Source organism: Romboutsia lituseburensis, from assembly GCF_024723825.1.
Classification (GTDB): domain Bacteria; phylum Bacillota; class Clostridia; order Peptostreptococcales; family Peptostreptococcaceae; genus Romboutsia_F; species Romboutsia_F lituseburensis_A.
Genome location: NZ_JANQBQ010000001.1, coordinates 1,219,978 through 1,244,916, shown reverse-complemented (window position 1 = coordinate 1,244,916; position 24,939 = coordinate 1,219,978). Strand labels below are relative to the sequence as shown.

The 24,939-nt window shown below is 27.4% G+C and carries 19 protein-coding genes; 12 read left to right on the top strand and 7 right to left on the bottom strand.

Annotated features, from left to right (window positions below):
• Positions 1-65: 65 nt before the first annotated feature.
• From NWE74_RS06065 to NWE74_RS06040, 5 genes are all read left to right on the top strand, one after another.
• Positions 66-1,238: an AI-2E family transporter gene (locus NWE74_RS06065; RefSeq protein ID WP_258242333.1), complete on the top strand. Its 1,173-nt coding sequence runs from the start codon at positions 66-68 to the stop codon at positions 1,236-1,238.
• Between the two features lie 209 nt (positions 1,239-1,447).
• Positions 1,448-2,881: a YfcC family protein gene (locus tag NWE74_RS06060; RefSeq protein WP_258242332.1), complete on the top strand. Its 1,434-nt coding sequence runs from the start codon at positions 1,448-1,450 to the stop codon at positions 2,879-2,881.
• A 168-nt stretch (positions 2,882-3,049) separates the two neighbouring features.
• Positions 3,050-4,690 carry an alpha-glucosidase gene (locus NWE74_RS06055; protein WP_330666314.1) on the top strand — a complete coding sequence of 547 codons (1,641 nt, stop codon included), beginning with the start codon at positions 3,050-3,052 and terminating at the stop codon, positions 4,688-4,690.
• Positions 4,691-4,719: 29 nt separating this feature from the next.
• A complete protein-coding gene (locus NWE74_RS06050) occupies positions 4,720-6,993 on the top strand; it encodes an alpha-amylase family glycosyl hydrolase (protein WP_330666313.1) in 2,274 nt (757 codons plus the stop codon).
• 166 nt (positions 6,994-7,159) lie between these two features.
• Positions 7,160-8,341, top strand: a complete 1,182-nt coding sequence (locus NWE74_RS06040; RefSeq protein ID WP_258242331.1) for a MalY/PatB family protein — start codon at positions 7,160-7,162, stop codon at positions 8,339-8,341.
• A gap of 74 nt (positions 8,342-8,415) precedes the next feature.
• Here NWE74_RS06040 and NWE74_RS06035 read toward each other — a convergent pair whose 3' ends face one another.
• Positions 8,416-9,465, bottom strand: coding sequence for a DUF3810 domain-containing protein (locus NWE74_RS06035; RefSeq protein ID WP_258242330.1), 1,050 nt, complete (start codon positions 9,463-9,465; stop codon positions 8,416-8,418).
• Positions 9,466-9,717: 252 nt separating this feature from the next.
• Between NWE74_RS06035 and NWE74_RS06030 the strand changes: the two genes are divergently transcribed.
• Positions 9,718-9,954, top strand: a complete 237-nt coding sequence (locus tag NWE74_RS06030; protein ID WP_258242329.1) for a hypothetical protein — start codon at positions 9,718-9,720, stop codon at positions 9,952-9,954.
• 142 nt (positions 9,955-10,096) lie between these two features.
• On the opposite strand, the gene NWE74_RS06025 is transcribed toward NWE74_RS06030, so the two are convergent.
• Positions 10,097-10,243: a hypothetical protein gene (locus tag NWE74_RS06025; RefSeq protein WP_258242328.1), complete on the bottom strand. Its 147-nt coding sequence runs from the start codon at positions 10,241-10,243 to the stop codon at positions 10,097-10,099.
• A gap of 100 nt (positions 10,244-10,343) precedes the next feature.
• Positions 10,344-11,264, bottom strand: a complete 921-nt coding sequence (locus NWE74_RS06020) for an AEC family transporter (RefSeq protein ID WP_258242327.1) — start codon at positions 11,262-11,264, stop codon at positions 10,344-10,346.
• Positions 11,265-11,540: 276 nt separating this feature from the next.
• On the opposite strand from NWE74_RS06020, the gene NWE74_RS06015 reads away from it, so the two are divergent.
• The gene (locus NWE74_RS06015; RefSeq protein ID WP_258242326.1) at positions 11,541-13,409 is read left to right on the top strand and encodes a sel1 repeat family protein; all 1,869 of its coding nucleotides are present in this window, start codon (positions 11,541-11,543) and stop codon (positions 13,407-13,409) included.
• A gap of 23 nt (positions 13,410-13,432) precedes the next feature.
• Here NWE74_RS06015 and NWE74_RS06010 read toward each other — a convergent pair whose 3' ends face one another.
• Both NWE74_RS06010 and NWE74_RS06005 read right to left on the bottom strand, forming a co-directional pair.
• Positions 13,433-14,419 (bottom strand): calcium/sodium antiporter, encoded by a 987-nt coding sequence (locus tag NWE74_RS06010; RefSeq protein ID WP_258242325.1) that lies wholly within the window; start codon positions 14,417-14,419, stop codon positions 13,433-13,435.
• Between the two features lie 305 nt (positions 14,420-14,724).
• Complete coding sequence (locus tag NWE74_RS06005; RefSeq protein WP_258242324.1) at positions 14,725-15,660, bottom strand: magnesium transporter CorA family protein; 936 nt, start codon at positions 15,658-15,660, stop codon at positions 14,725-14,727.
• A 476-nt stretch (positions 15,661-16,136) separates the two neighbouring features.
• Here NWE74_RS06005 and NWE74_RS06000 point away from each other — a divergent pair, with 476 nt between their 5' ends.
• The gene (locus NWE74_RS06000; RefSeq protein WP_258242323.1) at positions 16,137-17,267 is read left to right on the top strand and encodes an aldo/keto reductase; all 1,131 of its coding nucleotides are present in this window, start codon (positions 16,137-16,139) and stop codon (positions 17,265-17,267) included.
• A gap of 221 nt (positions 17,268-17,488) precedes the next feature.
• Here NWE74_RS06000 and NWE74_RS05995 read toward each other — a convergent pair whose 3' ends face one another.
• On the bottom strand, positions 17,489-18,580 hold the full coding sequence (locus NWE74_RS05995) for a nitronate monooxygenase family protein (protein ID WP_330666312.1): 1,092 nt from the start codon (positions 18,578-18,580) through the stop codon (positions 17,489-17,491).
• Between the two features lie 596 nt (positions 18,581-19,176).
• Complete coding sequence (gene typA / locus NWE74_RS05990; protein ID WP_258242322.1) at positions 19,177-20,997, bottom strand: translational GTPase TypA; 1,821 nt, start codon at positions 20,995-20,997, stop codon at positions 19,177-19,179.
• A gap of 223 nt (positions 20,998-21,220) precedes the next feature.
• On the opposite strand from typA, the gene NWE74_RS05985 reads away from it, so the two are divergent.
• From NWE74_RS05985 to NWE74_RS05970, 4 genes are all read left to right on the top strand, one after another.
• Positions 21,221-21,553, top strand: coding sequence for a hypothetical protein (locus NWE74_RS05985; RefSeq protein WP_258242321.1), 333 nt, complete (start codon positions 21,221-21,223; stop codon positions 21,551-21,553).
• 73 nt (positions 21,554-21,626) lie between these two features.
• Positions 21,627-21,818: a DUF1450 domain-containing protein gene (locus tag NWE74_RS05980; RefSeq protein WP_258242320.1), complete on the top strand. Its 192-nt coding sequence runs from the start codon at positions 21,627-21,629 to the stop codon at positions 21,816-21,818.
• A gap of 284 nt (positions 21,819-22,102) precedes the next feature.
• Positions 22,103-23,089 (top strand): PocR ligand-binding domain-containing protein, encoded by a 987-nt coding sequence (locus NWE74_RS05975; RefSeq protein ID WP_258242319.1) that lies wholly within the window; start codon positions 22,103-22,105, stop codon positions 23,087-23,089.
• A gap of 176 nt (positions 23,090-23,265) precedes the next feature.
• Positions 23,266-24,930 (top strand): propanediol/glycerol family dehydratase large subunit, encoded by a 1,665-nt coding sequence (locus tag NWE74_RS05970; RefSeq protein WP_258242318.1) that lies wholly within the window; start codon positions 23,266-23,268, stop codon positions 24,928-24,930.
• The last annotated feature ends 9 nt before the right edge of the window (positions 24,931-24,939 follow it).

Genomic DNA, 24,939 nt, shown 5'->3' with positions numbered 1-24,939 from the left:
AAATGATATTAAAATGAAGTAATAGGGTATAATTAAAAGTAGTATTAAAAAAAGAGGGAGGAAACATGAAGATTGATTGGAATAAAAAATATACAACAATATCTGTATATTCATTTTTAGTAATATGTGCAAGCATAACATTTTTTAGTATATTAAATAAAATGGATGAATTTACAAGTACATTAGGATGGATAGTTTCAACTTTGCAGCCATTTATAATAGGGTTTGTAATAGCATATCTGTTAAACTTTATATTAGCTTTTTATGAAGAAAGAGTTTTAGTTTTTGATTCAATAAAGAATATTAAGAAAAAAGGAAAAAGAGGAATTGCTATTTTACTTACATATATAACTGCATTTATAATACTTTATCTATTTACGAAATTTGTATTACCGCAAGTGGTAGATAGTATAGCAGGACTAGTGAACGATGTTCCTACATACGTAACTAATGTAACTAAATTGATAGAAGAAATTAGTGCAAAGATTAATCTAGAGAGTGAATATGTAGGGCTAGCTATGGATAAGTGGAATGACTTTGTTAATTACACTATTAGTATAATAACAAATCTACTACCAGTATTAGGAGAAGCTGTTAGGGTAATCTTATCAAGCATATGGAATATTATTTTAGGAATAATAATTTCAATTTATTTATTAATAGATAAGGAGAATTTTTGTGCATTAAGCAAAAAAATAACTTATGCTATATTCTCTAATGAACATGCAAATGTTGCAGTTGAATTAGCTCATAGAACAAACGATACTTTTGGTAAATTTTTAAGTGGTAAAATTATAGATTCTGCTATAATAGGTGTTTTAACGTTTGTTATTTTAACAATATTTAAAATGCCATACACAATACTTATATCAGTTATAATCGGTATAACTAATATAATACCATTTTTTGGGCCATTCTTTGGAGCTATACCATCATTTATAATAATAATGTTTGTGTCTCCTATAAAGGCATTATGGTTTTTACTTATAATAGTTGTAATACAACAATTAGATGGAAATATAATAGGGCCTAAAATATTAGGGGATTCTATTGGTATATCTGCATTTTGGATTTTATTCTCACTATTAGTAGCTGGAAAGTTACTAGGATTAGTAGGTATGATTATAGGTGTTCCTTTATTTGCTATAATTTACTCTATTATAAAAGATATAATAGAAGCTAAATTAAATAAAAAAGGATTACCTGAAGAAACGCAAGATTATATAAACCAAAATTAAAAAAAGCTGAGACAATTTTAATAATTGTTTCAGCTTTTTTAATAAAAAAATAAAGGAAAAAAGGCATAAATTGTAAAAAATAAAAGAAAGAAAATGAATATGGTAAAAAAATAGAAACTTTGTCGAAATTACCATTTAAAAAAAATCAATTATATGGTATAAATATTTTAAGAAGAATTTTATATTTACGGAAAAAAGAGGCGATAAAAATGCAGTATACATTAGACAATCAATCTAATAATGAAGCAAAGCAGAAAAAGGAGTTTAGGTTACCAACAGCGTATACTATATTGTTTTGTATAACAGTTGTAATTGCAATGATAACGCAGTTTATACCAGAAGTGAAAAATGCATCTGTAGCAGATGTTATCATGGCTCCCATACAAGGATTAAAAAATTCTATAGACATATCTTTATATGTTCTATTAATGGGTGGTTTTTTGGGGGTAGTAACTAAAACTGGAGCACTTGATGCAGGTATAGGTTCAGTAGTAAAAAAACTCAATGGGAAAGAGCTTTTTTTAATACCAATACTTATGTTTATATTTTCATTAGGTGGAACAAGTTATGGGATGTCAGAGGAAACTTTAGCATTTTATGCATTAGTAACAGCAACAATGATGGCTGCAGGATTTGATTCATTAACAGCCGTAGCAACTATACTTTTAGGTGCTGGAGTAGGAGTGTTAGGTTCTACAGTAAACCCATTCCTAGTAGCAACTAGTATAGATTCGTTAAAATCAGTTGGAGTTGTAGCTAATCAAGCTACAGTTATTGGAATTGGAGTGGCATTGTGGCTATCATCACTTTCAATATCTATATTCTTTGTTATGAGCTATGCTAAAAAAGTTAAGAAAAATAAAGAAAGCTCATTATTGTCTGAACATGAAATGGATCAAGCTAAAAAAGCATTCTTAGAGGGGAAAGAAGATGTATTAGAGTTTACTCCAAAAAGGAAAATAGTAATGGCTTTATTTGCTTTATCTTTTATAGTAATGATACTTGGTGTTATACCATGGGAAAGATTTGGAATAAATATATTCGAGCATACAGCATTTTTAACAGGAAGTTCGCTAGGAAATTGGTGGTTTTCTGAGTTAGCTATGTGGTTTGTATTGATGGCTGTAATAATAGGTGCTGTATATGGATTTAGAGAAAAAGATATAGTTTCATATATAATAGAAGGTGCTTCGGAAATGGTAGGAGTTGCACTTATAATAGGTATTTCAAGAGGAGTATCTGTTATAATGGGAAATACAGGCTTAGATGCATATGTACTACAAAATGCCTCTAGTGCTTTAAGCGGAATGTCTCCAATATTATTTACTAATGTTGCGTTTTTAATATATATTGGCTTATCATTCTTAATACCATCAACATCTGGATTGGCTAGTGTATCTATACCTATATTTGGACCATTAGCTCAAAGTTTAGGGTTTGCGCCAGAGATAGTTATATCTTTATTAGGCGCAGGATGTGGATTAGTAAATCTTATAACACCTACATCTGGCGTTGTAATGGGTGGACTTGCTATAGCAAAAGTTGACTATGGAACATGGGTAAAATTTGCGACTAAAGTTGTATTAAGTATATTTGCATCATCAGTTGTTATATTATCAATTGCTATGATGATTATAAAATAGTAAAATAGAATGTCTAAAACGACTAAGTAAGATTACTTAGTTGCTAAGACATTCTATTTTTATTTTAATTAGTTATTGCAACCGTATGCACAAATAGATATAATTAAGCTTGAAAACGATATCAAAATGATTTTAATTATATAGAAATATAAATAGGGGGAAGTTAAAATGATTGAAAAAAGATGGTGGCATAATTCTGTAGTATACCAAATATACCCAAGAAGCTTTATAGATAGTAATAACGATGGAATAGGAGATTTAAATGGAATAACATCGAAGCTAGATTATTTAAAAGAATTAGGAATAGACGTAATATGGTTATCTCCAGTATACAAATCACCAAACGATGACAATGGATATGATATAAGTGACTATAGAAATATAATGGATGAATTTGGGAACATCGAAGAGATGGAGAATTTATTAAAAGAAGCAAACAATAGAGGAATTAAAATACTAATGGATCTAGTTTTAAATCATACATCAGATGAACATGAATGGTTTAAAGAAGCTAAGTCTAACAAAGATAGCAAATATAGAGATTATTATGTATTTAGAAAGCCAGTACAAGGAAAAGAGCCGAATGATTTAGTTTCGATATTTAGTGGAAGTGCATGGCAACTAGATGAAGATAGTAATGAATATTATCTGCACTTATTTTCTAAAAAACAACCAGATTTAAATTGGGAAAATGAAAATATGAGAAATGAACTATACGATATGATAAATTTTTGGATAAGTAAGGGAGTAGGAGGATTTAGATTAGATGTTATAGATTTAGTAGGAAAGCAACCAGATAAATGTATAACAAATAATGGTCCAAAACTTCATGAATACATAAAAGAAATGAACTCTAAAACTTTTGGAGATAAAGATTTGTTAACTGTTGGAGAAACATGGGGAGCTACTCCTGATATAGCTAAATTATACAGCAATCCTAAAGAAAAAGAATTAAGTATGGTATTTCAGTTTGAGCATATAAGTCTTGACGAGATACCAGGAAAAAGTAAATGGGATTTAGCACCGCTTGATTTTGTTAAGTTGAAGATTGTGTTTGAAAAATGGCAAACAGAGCTTAAAAATGATGGATGGAATAGTTTGTTCTGGAATAATCATGATCTTCCAAGAATAGTATCAAGATGGGGAAATGATAGTAATGAATATAGAGAATTAAGTGCTAAGATGCTTGCAACAGTACTTCATATGCAAAAAGGTACTCCATATATTTATCAAGGTGAAGAAATAGGAATGACAAATGTCAAATTTGCTACTATAGATGATTATAAAGATATAGAACTATTAAATATGTATAAAGAACGTATAGCTAATGGATATGATGAAAAAGACATAATGAAGTCTATATATACAAAAGGAAGAGATAATGCGAGAACACCTATGCATTGGGATGAAAGTGAAAATGCTGGATTTAGTAAAGCAACTCCATGGATAAAAGTGAACCCAAATTATAAGGATATAAATGCTAAGAAAAATTTAGAAGATAAAAACTCAGTATTTAATCATTATAAAAAATTAATACAAATAAGAAAATCAATGGATGTAGTTGTATACGGTGACTTTAAATTATTATACAAAAATCATAAATCTATATTTGCATATATAAGAGAATTAAATGAAGAAAGAATACTAGTAGTTGCAAACTTTTATGATAAAGAAGAAAAATTTGTATTAGATAAAGATATAAAATATGATGAAGCTAATATACTACTAAGCAACTATATTGATTCTAATAAAAATCCAGATAAAATAACTTTAAGACCTTATGAAGCTATAATATATAAATTAAAGTGATTATTTATTTTTAATGTAGGGGGCAATATATGAAAAAAGCATGGTGGAAAGAAGCTGTTGGATATCAAATATATCCAAGAAGTTTTATTGATAGTAACAATGATGGAATAGGGGATTTACAAGGAATAATACAGAAACTTGATTATATAAAAGATTTAGGTATAGATGTTATATGGATATGCCCAATGTATAAATCACCAAATGATGATAATGGATATGATATAAGTGATTATAAAGACATAATGAATGAGTTTGGTAAAATGAGTGACTTTGATGAATTATTAAAGGAAGTTCATAAAAGAGGTATGAGACTTATAATAGATTTAGTTGTGAACCATACATCAGATGAACATGAATGGTTTAGAGAGTCAAAATCATCAAAAAATCATCCTAAAAGAGATTGGTATATATGGAAAGAAGGTAAGAATGGATTAGAGCCTAATAATTGGGAAAGTATATTTAAAGGCTCTGCATGGGAAAAAGATGAATCTACAAATGAGTACTTCCTTCATATATTTTCCAAAAAACAACCAGATTTAAACTGGGAAAATGAAGAAGTTAGAAAAGCTGTTTATGAGATGATAAACTGGTGGTTAGATAAAGGAATCGATGGATTTAGAGTAGATGCAATAAGCCATATAAAAAAAGAAGACGGTCTTTTGGATATGGATAATCCAAATAATTTAAAATATGTACCATCTTTTGATAAGCATATGAATGTAGACGGCATACAAAAATATTTAAAAGAGCTTAAAAAAGAAACCTTTGATAAATATGATATAATGACAGTTGGAGAAGCTAATGGTGTAACTACAAATGATTGTAATGAATGGGTTGGAGAAGAAGATGGAAAGTTTAATATGATATTCCAATTCGGGCATTTATCACTTTGGGACTATAAAAATAAAAAATCATTTGATATATTAAAATATAAAAGAGAAATGAATAAATGGCAAGAAGCGCTACATGGTAAAGGATGGAATGCTTTATTTATAGAAAATCATGATCAAGTAAGAGTAGTATCAAATTGGGGAAATGATAGAGACTATTTGGCTGAAAGTGCAAAATCTCTAGGATTATCATATTTTATGCAACAGGGAACACCATTTATATATCAAGGTCAAGAAATAGGAATGACAAATATAGAACTTGATAGCATAAATGATTATGATGATATAGGAACTAAAAATGCATACTATGAAGATATAGAAAAAGGTATAAGTGAAAGTTATGCTCTGAAAAAAGTATGGATGTCATCAAGGGACAACTCAAGAACACCTATGCAATGGAATAATTCTAAAAATGGTGGATTTAGTAAAAGTGATAAAACTTGGTTTAAAGTAAACTCAAACTACATAGATATAAATGTTGAAAAACAAATGAATGATGGAAATTCAATTCTTAATTTTTATAAAGAAATGATTAAAATAAGAAAACAAAATGAAGCATTAATATATGGTAAGTGTAATTTACTTATGAGATATGATGAAAATATTTATGCATATGAAAGAGTATTAAATGATGATACATTTATAATTATGTGCAATCTAAGTGATAATAATTCTATATACTATCAAAAAGAAATAAATATAGATTATAAGAACTTGATTCTATCAACACATGAAGTAAAACCTCATGAAAATACTACAACAATAAACTTAAAACCTTGGGAATCAAGAATATATAAGGAGAAAAGTATAAAAAGACAACAACAAAAAATGATAGATGGAGATCTTTATATAGCATTTGGAAATGAAGGATTAGAAACATTTGAAGAAAGACAATATGCTAAAGAGGTTTTATTTGATTATAATAGCTTAAGACCAAGTAAAGTAGATGAAAGAAATAAAATTTTAGAAAATTTATTTGGATCAGTAGATAAAAACTTTTATATAGAGCCACCGTTTAGATGTGATTATGGATATAATATATTTTGGGGAAAAGGATCTTATGCAAATTATAATTTAACGGTGCTAGATTGTTCAAAAGTTAATATTGGTAAAAATGTACTAATAGGACCAAATGTAAATATATTCACCGCAGGCCATCCTGTAGACCCTGAGGTAAGAGCTAGCGGACTAGAATTTGCAATGCCGATAACTATAGGTGATAATGTTTGGATTGGCGGAGGAAGTACAATAAATCAAGGAGTTAGTATAGGTGAAAATTCAGTAATAGCATCTGGAAGTATAGTGATTAAAGATATTCCCTCAAATGTTGTAGCAGCAGGAAACCCATGTAAGGTGATAAGAAGTATAAACGAAGGAGATAAAAAAAGATATTTTAAAGGCAGAAATATTTAAAATACTTTTATAAAAATAATTTAATATAAATATATAAAATTAATAATAAAAGCTATAGAAGTTTAAATTTCTATAGCTTTTATTATTAAAAAATAAGCTATAATAATTATGTAATATAATAAAATTTAATAGTTATAAATTTAAATTAATATATATTGGAGGATATATGAGCAAATATAATTTTGATAAAGCTGTTAATAGAGAAAATACAAATTGTATAAAATGGGATTTTAGAACAAGATGTAGCCAAAAAGCAACTCAGGAGGGGCTTCCTTTATGGGTTGCAGATATGGACTTTGAATGTGCTGAGCCTATAGTAAATTCATTACGAAAAAGAATTGAACATAAAATATTTGGATACACATCAGAAGATACTAAAGAATATAAAGATTCAGTTTGTGGTTGGTATAAGAGGAGATTTAATCTAGATGTTGATGGAAATAATATATTTTTTAGCCCAGGGGTAGTTCCGGCTATAATAACTTTGGTAAAAATACTTACTGAAGAAAATGATACAGTAATAATACAGCAGCCAGTATATACACCTTTTGAATTAAAAGTCAAAAATAATAACAGAAATGTAGTAAGTAATAGTTTAAAGTATGATGGAGTAAGTTATGAAATAGATTTCGATGACCTTGAAGAAAAAGCAAAAAATCCAAAGGCAAAGATTATGTTATTTTGTAGCCCACATAATCCTGTAGGAAGAGTATGGAAAACAGACGAATTAAGAAAGGTTATAGATATATGTAAAAAAAATAATTTATGGTTAATATCTGATGAAATTCACTCAGATTTAATAAGAAAAGGAAATAAGCATATGCCTACATTAAAAGTAGGTTGTGATTATAAAGATAAGATAATAACCTGTACCGCTCCGAGTAAAACGTTTAATCTAGCTGGTATGCATTTAGCAAATATAGTGATAAATAATAAAGAAATTCAGAAAAAATGGTTATTTGAATTAAAAGATAAGTTAGATATTGGATCACCAAGTCCATTTGCAGTGGTATCTGCAATGGCAGCATATAATGAATGTGAAGATTGGTTAAATGAATTGAACCAATATATAGATGATAATATGGAATTTATAGATAAATATTTAAAAGAAAATTTACCTAAGGCAAAGCTAGTAAAACCACAGGGAACTTATTTGGCATGGGTTGATTTTAATGAATATGGTTTAAGTGAAATTGAACTAGAAGATATAATGTTTAAAAGAGCTAAAGTTTTGTTTAATCAAGGATATAACTTTGGTAAAGAAGGTAAAGGATTTGTAAGAATAAACGCAGCATGTCCTAGATCAATATTAAAAGAATGTATGGATAGAATAAAAAACGCTTTTTAATTAATATAAAAAGGATAAAATTTATATAAATTTTATCCTTTTTGTTTTACAAACTTAAGATGCAAAAGATAATATTATTTATGTGTTTGAGGATAAAGCTTATAATAGGTTAAAAGTAAGTTAACCATTTTACCGTAGCTAGCAGAACCTTCTTTAATTCCATTAGCTTTTAAATAAGAGTCATTGAATTTGTTTGATATTTCATCAACCTTGCCTTCATATATTTTCCAAAAATTTTTATTATTAATCAAATCTTTTTTTACGTCATTAGAAATTTTTTTAGATAAAGACATATATTTTTTATAATCAGCTTTATATAGTGCATTAGCAGTATGATTAAGTGCAAGTATATATCCAGAATATTTAAAGTATATATCTGGATGGTTTATAGCTGTTAAATAACCTATAAAGTTGGCCTCATCTTCACTTGCATAACCTCTTTGATGGGCCATTTCATGTAGTGTTGTTGAAGGAATGTAAATATCAGGAACTGCAATATTAACATTTGCTTCACCAGTAAAAGGAAAATAAATGCCAGTTATACCTGTATAGCACATCAAATTAGATGATAATACATACTTAGGTTTAGAATAATTACCATCAATTTGAGGTAAAATACTTACAGTATTTTCATATCCTAAGTAAGCTCGATTGAGAACATCTTTAAAGTCTCTATTAACTTTCATAATACCATGAGAATCTTCTTTTACAAGTTCTCTAGTCTCATTTGATTTATAAATTAAAAAATTATATAAATTAGATAAGTCACTAGAATTGTGGTTACGTACATCTTTATTATATGTATAAACTATATTATTCTCCAGAGTATAATTTTTAATTAAAGTATCCTCTAAAGGTATTCTATTATAGTTTAATCCCCACAATATTATAAATAAAAAATATATTATAGATAAAAAACTTAAGATATTAAGTAAATAATATTTTAAAATATCTTTAAGTGAATATATATTATTATCATAAAGTTTTTTACGGAAGCTTTTATTAATGATAAGTATAAATATATATAATAAAAATAAAGCAGTAAATAGTGCTAGTAGATACATAAAAAATTCATATAAAGAAAATGGAAAAATTCCACTTACATTACTTAAGACTTCTACCATAAATTTGTTTATGAAGGATGAATAATATATGTCTATAGCTATAGGGAATTTTGAACTGATAAAGTTAATTAATAAAGCTAAAGGAAAAAGCAATATTGATAAGAGTTTAAGTTTCTTTATTTAAACCACCTCCAAATACAAATAAAGTTAAATTGCTAAAAATATTATACTTATATTATAAATGAATGGACAGTTTGAGGAAACAATATACATATGATATAATTATATAAAATTAAATAGAAGGGATAAATTATGCAGAATTTAAACATTAAGCTAACAAGAGATAATTTTAATTTCAGATTTAAACAATATGAAGGAATGTATTTTCATGCAAATATAGATGAAGATAATGAAATTGTAAAATATAAAATAAGCAAAGATAAAGAAGGACAAGAATTAAAAGAATTTGGCAATACGCATATAAAAGAAGAACATATGTTATACATACCTCAAATAGAAGCTTATATAGATTTAAAAAGTATAAAATAATAAAGCAACTTTAATTTAAATAAAAAGCATCTTTGAATGGTATTAAAGTCTCATTCGAGAGATGCTTTTTTACTCAATGCATTAAGTTATTAACAACATGGAGTGTAGCGCCCAACGCAGTGGCTTAAGCGAAGCACATTTTTTATATAAATAATTTGTATATCATAAGTATTATAAAAAGAACTAATGCTATTTTGAATATAAAGCTAGTTACAAATTTTAATGCTTTTATAGCAATTCCGATAACTACTATTAATAAAACTATTTTAAAAATTAAATCGATATCCATACCAATTCCTCCTATAGTATTATTATTACAGATATTTCCATAAAGATACAGTTATAATATTTTTAAATTAATTTTAAAAATATTTTGAAAAATAAAATGGTTACTTTATTAGAATAGAGCTTACTAAAGGTATAGTTATAACTGAAAATAAAGTTGTAAAAAAAACAGCTTGAGATGCTAAATGTGTATTAGCTTCATATTCACTTGCCATTATCGCAGTATTTGCAGCAGCTGGCATAGCAGATATTACAATAGGAATAGAAATTAACAAACTATCTTTTATTTGACCATTTAAAACAAAGTAGATAGCAATTGGAAGTATTATTAACCTAATAATTGTTACAAAATAAAGTTTTTTATTATAAAAACAATCAATTGCAGAAGATGCACAAAGCATACTACCTATTATTATCATTGACATTGGTGTAGTAATATTACCTAACATATCCAGTGGCTTACTTATGAAAATAGGTAATTTAATATTTAGTACAAATAATATTAATCCTATAAAAATAGATATAATTACTGGATTAATAAAGTTTTTTATAGAAAAAGAATAGTCTGCTTTTCCTTTAGATAAAAAATAAGTACCTAGTGTAATAGTTAATAAGTTAAATGGCAAATTAAATATTGCTGTATAAAATACAGCTTCTTTTCCTAATACAGCTTCGACAACTGGATAACCCATAAAACCAACATTAGAAAACATTATAACGTACTGATAAATACCCAAATCGTTGCAAGATTTAAATATAAATTTTAGCAAATATGATGCTAAGTATGATATAGTATACATGACAAGTGATATTATTAATAATTTTATTATTTTGTCAATCATGTCAGGACTATAATCAATTTGCATAGAATTAATAATCATTGATGGTAAAAAGATGCTCATAGTTAAAGATGATAATTTAGATGTAGTATATTCATCTAATAAATCTTTTTTTCTGGTATAATAACCGATTATTATCAAAATAAATAAAATTAATATTTGAGAAAATACATTACCCAAACTCATAACAAACCCCTCCCTCACATAATATTATATAGTATCTTATTTATAATGACTATAATATGTAAAATACTTGGAATAAATCATAATAAATAGTAAAAAATAAAAAAGAAATAATTACCAAAATCTATAAGGTGTTATGATACTATGATGGAGGATATTGTATAATTATCAATATTGTATCTATTATTACAATAAATTTACAAAAAGCTAAATATTATTTAGAAAAAATATTTTTATTATATAATAATCATTAAAAGTTAAAGTAATAGGGAGTTTAATATGAAAGAAAACAAATTTTCAATACATAATTTAAGAAATATATCTCAAGACCCAAAGATGTTTCATACTAAAGGAGCATTCTATGAGAAGATGGGAAAAATAGATAAAGCAATAGAAAGCTATAAGCAAGCTGCTGAATATGAGTATTTAAAATCACAGTATGCATTAGCTAATTTGTATCATGCTAAGGGGCAGTACAATGAAGCTGAAAAATGGTACTCAGCATCATTCAAAAATGGAGAAGAGAGAGCTGCACTTAATTTAGGAAATATGTATTTTAAAGTAGAGGGATATGAGTACTCTATTTACTGGTATGAAAAAGTTGCAGCCTTAGGAGACTTAAGAGGACAAAATAATCTAGGGGTTACATATTTTAAATTAAAAGACTATGAAAGGTCTGAAAAATGGTTAAAGCAAGCATCTCAAAGTAATTTTGGGAAGGCATGCTTTAATCTAGGTGTTCTTTATTATAATTTAAATAGAATTGACGAGGCAATTGAAAGTTATAAAAAAGGATCTGTATTATCAGATGAAGAATGTAAATTTAATCTAGCTGTATTAAGTCAAAGAGAAGAAGATGAAAAAAATGCTATAAGCTTATACAAACAACTTCATAAGTTAGGCCATAAAAAAGGATGTTTTAATATAGGGCTTATAATGGAAATAGATGAAAACTATGAAGAAGCTGAAAGATACTATCTAAAAAGTGCGGATAAAGATTGTAGTAATTCTCAATATAGATTAGGATACATATATGATAGAGATGAAGAATATGAAGATGCAATAGAATATTATGAAAGAAGTATCGAGAAAAATAACACATTAGCCAAGTATAGACTAGGAAATTTATATAATCAAAAAAATGATATTGAACAAGCTAAAATATATTATGAAATGGCAGCTAAAGACAATATGATAGAAGCAAAAAATAATTTAGCTGGTCTATATTTTGAGGCTAAGAATTATGAGGAAGCTATAAAGTATTATGAAGAAGCTATTGTAGATGGTTGTAAAGAAGCTATTGAAAATATTGGAGATTTATATTTCCAACAAGGAGATATAGAGAAGGCTATATCTTATTATTTAAGAAATTCAAATGATTTATCATGTCAGATTAAATTAGGAAGAATTTATGAAGATGGTGAACATTATGAAGAGGCGAGAATTTGGTATATTAAGGCCAGTGAAAATGGAGATACTCATGCTAATTATAAGTTAGGATGTATGTATGAAGAAGAAGATAATGTATTAGAATCTAAAAAATATTTTGAATTAGCATCTGAAAAAACACATTTAAATGCTAGAATTCATTTAGGAAAAATTTATTTTGAAGAAGAAAATTATGAAGATGCAAAAAAAATGTTTGAAGTACCAGCTAATGAAGGGAATACATATTCTCAACACATGCTAGGTGTAATATTTGATAGTTACTTTAAAGATTATGTAAATTCAAAGTATTGGTATGAAAAAGCTAGATCAAAAAATTGTGAAGAATCTATATACAATTTAGGACAATTAAGTTTGAAGTTAAATGAGGATAGTGAGGCTGAAAAATATTATAAAGAAGGATTTAAACTTGGAAATAAAAAATGTGAGTATATGCTAGCGGGACTTTATTATAAGAGAAGTTTAGAAATGTATAAGTCTTTAGCTAATGAGAACTATGAAAATTCAAATGAAGTAGTAAATTCTATGCCACAATTGAATATAAACTTTGATGAGGTGCTATTAACTAAGTTCGAAGAATTAGAAATTGTAGTAGATGAAGAAGAGTATGTTCCAATGTATATATTAGAAATAGAAGAAAATTTAAAAGAAAAATTTGAAGATCTTATAAAGGATATGATAATAGATTTTGATGAAAAATAAAATTATGACAGCTTAATATAATATTAAGCTGTCATAATTAGATAAGCCATATAAAATAAATAAAGGCCAATAAGAGTTAAACTTTCAATTTTATTCACATCTTTCTTTCTAGAAGCAAATATATATGTTATAAAAGTAACTATTATCATAAATACCCCATCTAATAAAAGCCCATTTTGTACAGTTATAGGAGATATAAATGAAGATGCACCTAATACAAAAAGTATATTAAATATATTAGATCCAATAACATTTCCTAATGCTATATCACTTTCACCTTTTGTAGCAGCTATAATAGATGTTACAAATTCAGGTAATGAAGTCCCTATAGAAACAATAGTAAGTCCGATTAATTTATCGCTAATACCAAATGTAGAGGCTATAGACGATCCAGAATAAACAACTAATTTACCTCCGATTATTATTGCAATCATTCCGAAAATTGAATAAAATATAGACTTATACAATGGTTGTTCTATACTATATGAAATAGTATCTGCATCTATTGAGATTAAACTTTCGTTCTCTGTAAATTTATTTTTAGATTTTAAAGCAGTGTTTATTAAATTGTAGAAAAACAAACCAAATAAAATAAGTAAGACGATACCATCAAATTTACTTAAAACATTAATTGAACTATTTCTAAACAAAGAATCACCTGTTAGAAAAACTATTAATATTGAAGTGAATAATAAAAAAGGAAACTCTTTAGATAGTATTGATTTTTCAACATGTAGTGTTTTAATATATCCAGCAGCACCTACTACCATAAGTATATTAAATATATTAGATCCAATAACATTCCCCATAGCCATTCCATTTTGTCCATCTAAAGAGGCTGTAATACTTACAGCTGCTTCTGGAGCACTAGTTCCGAAAGTAACGATGGTAAGACCTATTATAATAGGTGGTATGTTTAATACCTTTGCTATATTAGATGAACCATCAACAAAATAATCAGCCCCCTTAATGAGTAAGAAAAACCCAAGTATTAATAAAATATAATTCATAATAAACCTCCGCATATTTTAGTATAATACATTAAAAAAACCCCCAAAACAGATAAATATCTGCTTTGAAGGTCTTGCTTTCAAGTATAAACTTGCTTAATCAACCGAGTGTATTACACTGAAATGACGACTGATTATCCACACTTATGTATGGTAAGCTACTCCCCTTCAGGGAATCAATTTAATTATAATGTTATTGTAATATTAAATAGTAAATTTTGCAATAAAAAATAAATTTTTATATAAATATTTATTTTACTCGGTAATTAATATTTTATAGTTATATTGTATAAATGTAATAAAATTTATAATAACTTATTTCTAGACATGAAAAAGGTAACTATTAAACAAATTAAAGTAGTAATTAACATTACAATCCAAAATCCATTTATATCATTACCATATGGAATACCACCTACGTTCATTCCGAAAAAACCTGAAACTATAGTTGGGATAGTAGTTATTAATGTAACAGAAGTTAAAAATTGCATAACATTATTTTGATTGTTACTAATAATGGCACTAAATGCATCCATTACTCGGCTTAATATATCACCGTATATAGTAGCCATCTCTAAAGCCTGCTTATTTTCAACTATAACATCTTCTAGCAAGTCCTCGTCATCTGGATATTTTTTTATACTATTAGTTCTTACCATCTTATTTAAAACTAGTTCAATGGCTTTTAAAGAAGTAGAAAAATAAACTAGTGATTTTTCTAATTCTAGAAGTTGTATAAGCTCTTTATTTTTCATGGATTTAGTAACTTCTCTTTCTATTACAGAAGTCATCTTATTTATTCTTCTTAAGTAGTATAGATAATAACTTGCATTTTTATAGAGAATTTGAAGTATAAAACGAGTTTTTTTATAAGTATAGAAGTCTTTAATATGCCCTACAATAAAGTCATTTAATATTTTAGTTTGAGTAGAGCAGACTGTTAAAATAAAGCTATCTCCTATTATAATACCTAGAGGTATTGTTGAATAATGAGAAGAGTTACTATCACTTTCATCTACAGGTAAATCTATAAGTATAAGTGTGTGATTATCCTCGACATCTATTCTCGAACGTTCTTCCTCATCTAGAGCAGATTTAATACTTTCAATATCTATATTTAATAAAGCAACAATTTCACTTATTTCACTTTGGTTAGGTTCAACAAGATTTATCCAACAGCCACTTTCAAAAGAATTTAGCTTTTCCAATTTGTTGTCAATAGTCTTATAGTATCTTATCATGGCAACACATCCTTTATTCAATTTTTATAAATCTTATCACTTAATATTATCTATTAAATGATCGATTTATATAATCAAATAAAAAAATTCGTTCATTTTAAGATAATAATAAGTGATAGTTATTAAATTCCACATTCCGCAACGGACTGTGATCCATTTCCCATCACTCTCCTATGATTACATATTTAATTAGTATAAAAATATACTCTTTAAATAGGATACATTGTAAATAAATATAAATCAAGAATTGATTTTAAATTTAGTATATTTTTTTATAAAATATATATTTTTTCTATGAAAAATAAAATGCAAAAAATGATTTGCTTTATTTGGTTATGTTATTATAATAATAAAGTTAAATTACGTAATATTTATATATTTATATTGTAATGATTTATTTCAAAATAAGTATTCTTTTATTTTATAAACATATAAAATAATATATAAATAATACATATGTCAGGGGAGGAATATTTATGAAATATAGAAAGTTAGGGAAGACTGGGGAAGAAGTATCAATACTTGGCTTTGGATGTATGAGGTTTCCTCAAAAAGATGAAAAAATAGATGAAGAAAAATCATTAAAAATGATAAGGTATGCAATCGATAACGGGGTAAATTATATAGACACTGCATACCCATATCATAATGGAGAAAGTGAAATTTTTTTAGGGAAAGCATTAAAAGATGGATATAGAGAAAAAATAAAGTTAGCAACAAAGCTACCATCATGGGCAGTCAATAAAAGAGAAGATATGGATAAATTTATAAATGAACAATTAAAAAAGCTACAAACTAATCAAATTGACTTTTATTTGATTCATAGTTTAAATAAAGAAGACTATGGTAGGTTAAAGGAAAATGGCTTATTTGATTTTATAAGAAGCATTAAGGAAGAAAAGTTAGTTAAATATGTAGGTTTTTCATTCCATGATACATTAGATGTATTTAAATACATTATAGATGACTATGAGTGGGATTTTGTACAAATCCAATATAATTATATAGATGAGAAGTATCAAGCGGGAACAGAAGGGCTTTTATACGCTCACAATAAAGGGCTTGGGGTTATAATAATGGAACCATTAAGAGGAGGGGCTTTAGTAAACAACCTAAGTGGAGAAATAAAATCTATAATAAAAAATGCTCCAATTAAAAAAAATGCAGTAGAGTGGGCGTTTAAGTTTTTATATGATAAAGAAGAAATTTCAGTAGTTCTCAGCGGAATGTCATCATTGGAACAAGTTATAGATAATATAAAAGCAGCAAATAGTCAAGGCGATGCTAATTTAATGACTAAGTTTGAAAAACAAATCATAGAAGAATTAAGTAAAGAATTTAAATCAAAGATAAAAGTAAACTGTACAGGGTGCAAGTACTGTTTACCATGCCCTAAAGGAGTGCAGATCCCACTATGTTTTGAGTTATTAAATAGTTCTTCTATGTTTAATGATATAAAAAAGGCAAAAGATATGTATCATGGATTTTTGGTTAGTGAAGGTAGTGATGCATCTAATTGTGGAGAATGTGGAGCTTGTGAGCAAAAATGTCCGCAACATATAAATATAGTAGAGAAGTTAAAAGAAGTGAGAGAACTTTTTGAATAAACATAAAAAATAGAGCTAATATTAGCTCTATTTTTTATGTATGATATTAATTATAAGATATGAAAAACTTATATACTAAGAAACTGACAACTATATTGGTTGGAGCAATAAAGTTAAACATATATTTAGTATATAATAAATTTTTTAGATATGAAAAGGTATAAACCTTAGGATTAGGAGTGTTTAAGGTTTAAATATAATTAATCTAAAAAATTATATATCTATAATTTACATGTTAATTCACTTATGACTTCGTCCACAGAATACAATCTATCTATCTTATAGGCATTTGAACCACAAAATAGTAAAGCATTATCAATATCACCTTTAACTGCATTTATAAGAGCTTCTGATATGCAATAAGGTGTATCCTTAGGATTACAAGGAATTAAACAATTATAGCATTTAGTTATTTTAGGTCTAGTTTCACTAACTTTTTCTATAAATTTATTGTGTATAGCGCGACCTGGCATACCAACGGGACTTACTACTAAGTTTATATCTTCTTTGTTAGAGTTTATATAAGTATTTTTAAATATTGGTGATGCGTCACATTCATGCGTAGCTACGAACTTTGTACCAACTTGAACACCACTAGCACCAATATTTATATATTTTAAAACATCTTCACCAGTAAAAATACCACCAGCAGCAACTACTGGAATTTTCTTATTATATTTTTCTTCGTATTCTTTAGTTACTTTTAATATCTCAACAAACTCTTTATCATAATCAATAGAGTCTATATTTTTTAACTCCTCTTTATGATAACCCAAGTGACCTCCAGCGTTAGGACCTTCTACAACTATTAAGTCTGCAGTCATTTCTTCTTTTCTATCCCACATTTTTAAAATGACTTTACACGCTTTAGACGTAGATATAATAGGTGCTATTTTTACTTTGCTACCCTTAACTAAAGAAGGTAACCTACTTGGTAAACCAGCTCCTGAAATAATTAGATCAACTCCAGCTGAAATAGCTTCTTTTACATGCTGCTCATAATTATTCATGGCAACCATTAAATTTACACCAATTATTCCTTTAGGTGCATTTTCTTTAGCTTTTATAATATGCTTTTTTAAAGCTCTTAAATTCGCATTTAAAGTATTTGTTTCAAAATCTTCTTCATCGTATCCTACATGAACACCAGAAATAACTCCGACACCACCAGCACGAGCTACAGCTGCTGCTAAAGATGATCTAGATATTCCGACACCCATTCCACCTTGTATTATAGGTACTTTTGCAATTAAGTCTCCAATTTGTAACGGCTTTATAATAATCGCCTCCTTATATAAAATATACAAGTACATGATTATAATATTTGATATTATGACCTGGTACTAAAAATATTATACTACACATTTAAAAAAAATAATAGCGATATTTATATAAAAAAATAATTAATGTAAAAAGTTACAAAATTTAAACTGGTAATTAAATTAATAAATGTAATATAATGTATTTAATTTATAAAAGACGTGCATAATAAGACGGAATAAACTATATAATTTAAAATTGGTAAATATATATAAATATTCAAGTAAAATTCATAAAAATTTCATACGCAATGGATATAATAATAATAAAAGGAGGGATTAATGAAATGGGAATAGTATTCATAACAGCAGGATTAGTTTTCGTTATGTATGGATTAACATTTTTATCTTACTTGACGGAAAGTCATGTACTAGATGATGTAACAACTGATCAAATATAAATCAAAAAATAAATATATAAGTTTAAGTTATAATAATGAAGCATACTATTAAAATGTGTTATAAACTTTGTACTTATATAATAAATATAAATTGCAAAAATAAAAAATATAGATGCTAAAATTAGCATCTATATTTTTACTTCTGCGCAAAAAAAGAACTATTAAAAAATAATAGTTCTTTTTTACTTACTATTTACCTTGTCTAGATTTATTGTATCTTAATCTATCATGCTCATTTAAGTATTTTTTTCTAAGTCTTATAGCATCTGGAGTTATTTCAACTAACTCATCATCATCTATAAATTCTAAAGCTTCTTCTAAAGTAAATGTTCTTGCAGCTTGTAATTTTACTGCATCATCAGTACCAGAAGCACGAACGTTAGTTAATTTTTTGTTTTTACAAGGGTTAACAGTCATGTCATCTTTTCTAGAGTTCATACCTATTATCATACCTTCGTAAACTTCAACAGCAGGGTCAACGAACATTTGAGCCCTTTCACTTAAAGCATTAAGAGCATAAGCCATAGTTGTACCTGGAGTTTGAGCTATTAAAACTCCGTTAGTTCTTCCTGGCATTTCACCTTTATGTTCTTCGTATCTTTCAAATGATCTAACTAAAGAACCTTCTCCGCGAGTATCATTTATGAATTCACTTCTGTATCCAAGTAATCCTCTTGTCGGAGCGATGAATGTTATTTTAACATAATCACCTTCTATTTCCATAGCTTCCATCATAGCTTTTCTTAAGTTTAATTTATTTATAACAGTTCCTGAGTAAACTTCTGGACAGTTAACTATAACTCTTTCCATTGGTTCTAATAATTTTCCGTCTTCTTTTATGAATAAAACTTCTGGCTTAGAAACACCTATTTCATATCCTTCACGTCTCATGTTTTCAAGAAGTATAGATAAGTGAAGCTCTCCACGTCCAGATACTCTGTATCCATCAGTAGTATCCATTGGCTCAACTTTTAATCCAACGTTAACTTCTAATTCTTTATCTAATCTATCTTTTAAATGTCTAGTAGTTACGAATTTACCGCTTTTTCCACAGAATGGAGAATCATTAACTAAGAAGTTCATAGATAATGTAGGTTCTTCTATGTGTATTAATTCCATTGGTAATGGATTGTCCGGGTTACATATAGTTTCACCTATAGATATATCTGTTATACCAGCTATAACAACTATATCACCAGCATAAGCTTCATCTTTCTCAACTTGATTTAATCCTTCATAAACTGTAAGCTTAGCTATTCTTCCTCTAGCTACTGATCCGTCAGCCTTACATATAGAAACTTGAGAACCGTTTTTAACAGTACCTTTGTAAACTCTACCTATACCAAGTCTACCTACATAATCATCGTATGCAAGTGCAGATACTTGTAATTGAAGAGGTTCTTCACTATAATCAGGGTATGCTTCAACATGTTCAACAACAGTTTCAAATAATGGAGCTAAGTTAGAACTTTCGTCTTCCATTTCTTTTTTAGCTATACCTTGCTTAGCTATACCGTATATTATTGGGAATTCACATTGCTCATCAGTTGCATTTAAGTCAACGAATAAGTCGAATACTTCGTCAACAACTTCTTCAGCTCTTTGATCTTGTTTATCTATCTTATTGATGAATAATATTGGTCTAAGTCCAGCTTCTAACGATTTTTGTAAAACGAATCTTGTTTGAGGCATTGGACCTTCACTAGCATCAACTAGTAATATAACTGTATCAACAGTCTTTATAACACGTTCAACCTCAGAAGAGAAGTCACTATGTCCTGGAGTATCTACTATATTTATTTTGTAGTCCTTGTAGTTTATAGAACAGTTCTTAGAATATATTGTTATACCTCTCTCGGCTTCAAGGTCGTTACTATCCATTACACAGTCTTTTACTACTTCGTTATCTCTGAATGTACCTGATTGATGTAAGAATGCATCAACTAATGTTGATTTACCAGCATCAACATGGGCAATAACTGCGATGTTTATTATTTTATTTTTTGACATTTAATTTGCTCCTTTCAGCATTAAAATAACTTTCTTAGTATAACATAGTATAGGTGTGTATACAAGATACTATCTAGGTAAAATCAAAAAGTTGTCTAAAGATTTTTTCTAATATATTTTATGTAGAAAAAAAACTTTTAAAGTCGATTGATACAAAATATGGCATAAGCTATAATATAATTGGAAGGGAAAATGTTTTAATCAAGGGGGAAAAGGGGTAAAAATGAAAAATGCATCAAACGTAATTTCATTTAGAAAAAGAAAATTAGAGAAAAAATATGGAAAGATTATAAAAAAAAATAAATATTTATTTATATTTATTGTAATACCTATAGTAGTAGCATGTTTTATTATGATTGATAGATGGATTATAAAAACTAAATTAGCTAGTCAAGAGATAGGTTATGTTCCATACCATGAAAAGTATAAAAATTATATATTAAATGATAGTGAAGAAGGGAAATTTAAGGAATTAAAAGAATTTTATAAAACACAAGATAAAATAGAAACATATATAGAAGAAAGTAATCAAAGGTTAGCCTTAAGATTAAGATAGAAAGTTTGTTTAATAGATTTTTTTATGGGTATAATTTTAATAACATAAATTAAAAATCAAAAGGAGATTTGACATGATAAGAGTATGCCCATATTGTTCTAATATAGATGTAAATAAATTAAAGGAAATTGCAGGAGAAGAAAATGTAAAAACAGGATGTATAGGAGCCTGTAGAGCATTTTCTAAAGAAGTAGCTGGTAAAATAGATGGAGAGCTTGTAATAAAACAAAATGAAGAAGATTTCTTTAAACTATGTAAAAAATAATCGGTTGTAAAAAAGGTGGATTCTAAAAATAGAATTTACCTTTTTTATTGTAATCAAGTAATACTATAAGTAAGTTCATATAAATTATAAAAAGAGTTTATTGAATTTAAAAATTACACTAATTATAGCTATTATATGTTGGTATAAAAATAGAACATAAAGTGGCGAAAATATGACATAAAAATATTGGATACTTATATTATTATTGAAAAAATTTAAATATAGCAATATAATGAAACTAGAAAATTGATATAAAATGTTAAAAATAAAAGGGATGTGGAACATTGAAGAATACATTATCATTAGAAGAAATAATAAATATAGAATCATTCCAAAAAATACAAGATGATATAGCGAAAGCAACAGATACAGCAATAATAATGGTAGACTACAAAGGAAAACCTATTACTAGTCATAGTAATTGTAGCAAATTTTGTTATATGATTAGAAACATAGAAGAATATTCTGTTCTTTGCGAAAAATGTGATTCAAGGGGAGGTCTTGAATCTGTAAGAATAAAAGAAGCATATATATATAAATGTCATAAAGGTTTAGTTGATTTTGCAGTACCTATAATAGTAAATAATCAATACTTAGGAGCAGTAATGGCAGGACAGATATTAATGGAAGATGAAAATAATGTAGACTTAGAAGAAATCGTAATGTCTAAAAAAAACTTTTATAATTTAGATGAAGATTTAAAAAAGTCACTAGAATCTGAGTACAATAAACTTCCCAAAGTAAGTTTTAATAAAATAAAATCCATTTCTCAGATGATGTTTCATATAAGTAATTATATAGTAGAAGAAGCAGTACTTAAGATGTCATTAAATGAAGCTAACTATAAATTAACACAAGGAAATAAAGTAGATATAAACATAGAAAAAAATGAAAAAATAACTACTGTTGTTAATTTAAAAACTAACGAATTGGAGATTGAATCTCCTATAATTAAAGCGATTGAATATATAGATGATAACATTCAAGAAAACATAACATTAGATAAGATATCCTTTGTGTGTAATTTAAGTCAATGTTATTTTAGCAAGTTATTTAAAAAAGAAACTGGGCTTAATTTTGTTGCATATTTGAATGAAAAAAAGGTTGCAAAAGCGAAGCAAATTCTTGTAAATACAGATAGACCGATAAATAATATAGCTATAGATTTAGGATTTGAAGATTGTGGATATTTCATAAGAATATTTAAAAAAACAGAAGGCATGACACCTAAAAAATATAGAGATTTAAATAAAAAAGATAGTTCTATTTAAAAAATAGGACTATTTTTTTATTTAAAAATAAAAAAGACAAAAAAATCCTATTTTTTATAAAAAAATAGGCTAAAATTTGCTATAAAAAGACAAAATTTTAAGATGTATTTAATAAAAAAACAAGTTAAAATTATCACAAGGAAAACGAAATTATAACTTGAGGGGGAAATATAAAAGTGAAATCAAAAAGATTTGAAGCTTTAGCTAAACGTCCAGTAAACCAAGATGGTATTATTGGGGAATGGGCAGATGAAGGATTAATTGCAATGAACAGCCCTAATGACCCTAAGCCTTCTATAAAAATAGAAAATGGAAGAGTTGTTGAATTAGATAATAAACAAAGAGAAAACTTTGATATGATAGATAGATTTATAGCAGACTATGCTATAAATTTAGAAAAAGCTGAAGAATATATGAACTTAGATTCTTTAGAAATAGCTAGAAGATTAGTAGATATAAATGTAGGAAGACAAGAAATAGTAAACATTAGTACATCTATAACACCAGCTAAAATAGTGGAAGTTGTATCACACATGAATGTTGTTGAGATGATGATGGCAATGCAAAAAATGCGTGCAAGAAAAACACCATCAAATCAATGTCACGTAACAAATGTAAAAGATAACCCAGTTCAGATAGCTGCAGATGCTGCTGAAGCTGGAATAAGAGGTTTCTCAGAACAAGAAACGACTGTTGCTATAACTAGATATGCACCATTTAATGCATTAGCTATACTTATAGGTTCTCAAGTTGGTCGTGGAGGAGTTTTAACTCAATGTTCTGTTGAAGAAGCTACTGAACTTGACTTAGGTATGAGAGGTCTTACTAGTTATGCTGAAACCGTTTCTGTATATGGAACAGAATCAGTATTTACAGATGGAGATGATACTCCTTGGTCAAAAACATTCTTAGCATCAGCTTATGCTTCAAGAGGATTAAAAATGAGATATACATCAGGAACAGGTTCAGAAGCATTAATGGGATATGCTGAAGGTAAATCAATGCTTTACTTAGAAGCTAGATGTATATACATAACTAAAGGTGCTGGAGTTCAAGGACTTCAAAATGGAGCAGTTAGTTGTATAGGTATGACAGGAGCTGTTCCATCAGGAATAAGAGCTGTACTTGCTGAAAACTTAATAGCTTCTATGTTAGATATAGAAGTTGCTTCAGGTAATGACCAAACATTCTCTCATTCAGATATAAGAAGAACAGCTAGAACATTAATGCAAATGTTACCAGGAACAGATTTTATATTCTCAGGATATAGTGCAGTTCCAAACTATGATAACATGTTTGCTGGTTCAAACTTTGATGCAGAAGACTTTGACGATTACAACATACTTCAAAGAGATTTAATGGTAGATGGTGGACTTAGACCAGTAAATGAAGAAGAAACAGTTGCAATAAGAAACAAAGCAGCAAAAGCTATTCAAGCAGTATTTAAGGAATTAGGATTCCCAACAGTAACTGATGAAGAAGTAGAAGCAGCAACTTATGCACACGGAAGTAAAGATATGCCAGAAAGAAATATAGTTGAAGATTTAAAAGCTGCTGAAGAAATGTTAAAAAATAGAATAACTGGATTAGATATAGTTAAAGCACTAAGTAAGCATGGATTTGATGATGTAGCACAAAACATATTAAATATGTTAAAGCAAAGAGTTACAGGAGATTACTTACAAACATCAGCTATATTAGATGAAAAATTCGATGTTATAAGTGCAGTTAATGATATAAATGATTACAAAGGTCCAGGAACAGGATACAGATTAAGTGAAGAAAGATGGAATGAAATAAAGAATATACCAAATGTAATAAAACCAGAAGATATAGATTAAGGGGCGAAG

What these genes read in the sequence shown, in the direction of transcription:
- NWE74_RS06065 (WP_258242333.1), top strand. Translation starts at nt 66, where the DNA reads ATGAAGATTGATTGGAATAAAAAATATACAACAATATCTGTATATTCA.
- NWE74_RS06060 (WP_258242332.1), top strand. Translation starts at nt 1,448, where the DNA reads ATGCAGTATACATTAGACAATCAATCTAATAATGAAGCAAAGCAGAAA.
- NWE74_RS06055 (WP_330666314.1), top strand. Translation starts at nt 3,050, where the DNA reads ATGATTGAAAAAAGATGGTGGCATAATTCTGTAGTATACCAAATATAC.
- NWE74_RS06050 (WP_330666313.1), top strand. Translation starts at nt 4,720, where the DNA reads ATGAAAAAAGCATGGTGGAAAGAAGCTGTTGGATATCAAATATATCCA.
- NWE74_RS06040 (WP_258242331.1), top strand. Translation starts at nt 7,160, where the DNA reads ATGAGCAAATATAATTTTGATAAAGCTGTTAATAGAGAAAATACAAAT.
- NWE74_RS06035 (WP_258242330.1), bottom strand. Translation starts at nt 9,465, where the DNA reads ATGGTAGAAGTCTTAAGTAATGTAAGTGGAATTTTTCCATTTTCTTTA.
- NWE74_RS06030 (WP_258242329.1), top strand. Translation starts at nt 9,718, where the DNA reads ATGCAGAATTTAAACATTAAGCTAACAAGAGATAATTTTAATTTCAGA.
- NWE74_RS06025 (WP_258242328.1), bottom strand. Translation starts at nt 10,243, where the DNA reads ATGGATATCGATTTAATTTTTAAAATAGTTTTATTAATAGTAGTTATC.
- NWE74_RS06020 (WP_258242327.1), bottom strand. Translation starts at nt 11,264, where the DNA reads ATGAGTTTGGGTAATGTATTTTCTCAAATATTAATTTTATTTATTTTG.
- NWE74_RS06015 (WP_258242326.1), top strand. Translation starts at nt 11,541, where the DNA reads ATGAAAGAAAACAAATTTTCAATACATAATTTAAGAAATATATCTCAA.
- NWE74_RS06010 (WP_258242325.1), bottom strand. Translation starts at nt 14,419, where the DNA reads ATGAATTATATTTTATTAATACTTGGGTTTTTCTTACTCATTAAGGGG.
- NWE74_RS06005 (WP_258242324.1), bottom strand. Translation starts at nt 15,660, where the DNA reads ATGATAAGATACTATAAGACTATTGACAACAAATTGGAAAAGCTAAAT.
- NWE74_RS06000 (WP_258242323.1), top strand. Translation starts at nt 16,137, where the DNA reads ATGAAATATAGAAAGTTAGGGAAGACTGGGGAAGAAGTATCAATACTT.
- NWE74_RS05995 (WP_330666312.1), bottom strand. Translation starts at nt 18,580, where the DNA reads ATGTACTTGTATATTTTATATAAGGAGGCGATTATTATAAAGCCGTTA.
- typA (WP_258242322.1), bottom strand. Translation starts at nt 20,997, where the DNA reads ATGTCAAAAAATAAAATAATAAACATCGCAGTTATTGCCCATGTTGAT.
- NWE74_RS05985 (WP_258242321.1), top strand. Translation starts at nt 21,221, where the DNA reads ATGAAAAATGCATCAAACGTAATTTCATTTAGAAAAAGAAAATTAGAG.
- NWE74_RS05980 (WP_258242320.1), top strand. Translation starts at nt 21,627, where the DNA reads ATGATAAGAGTATGCCCATATTGTTCTAATATAGATGTAAATAAATTA.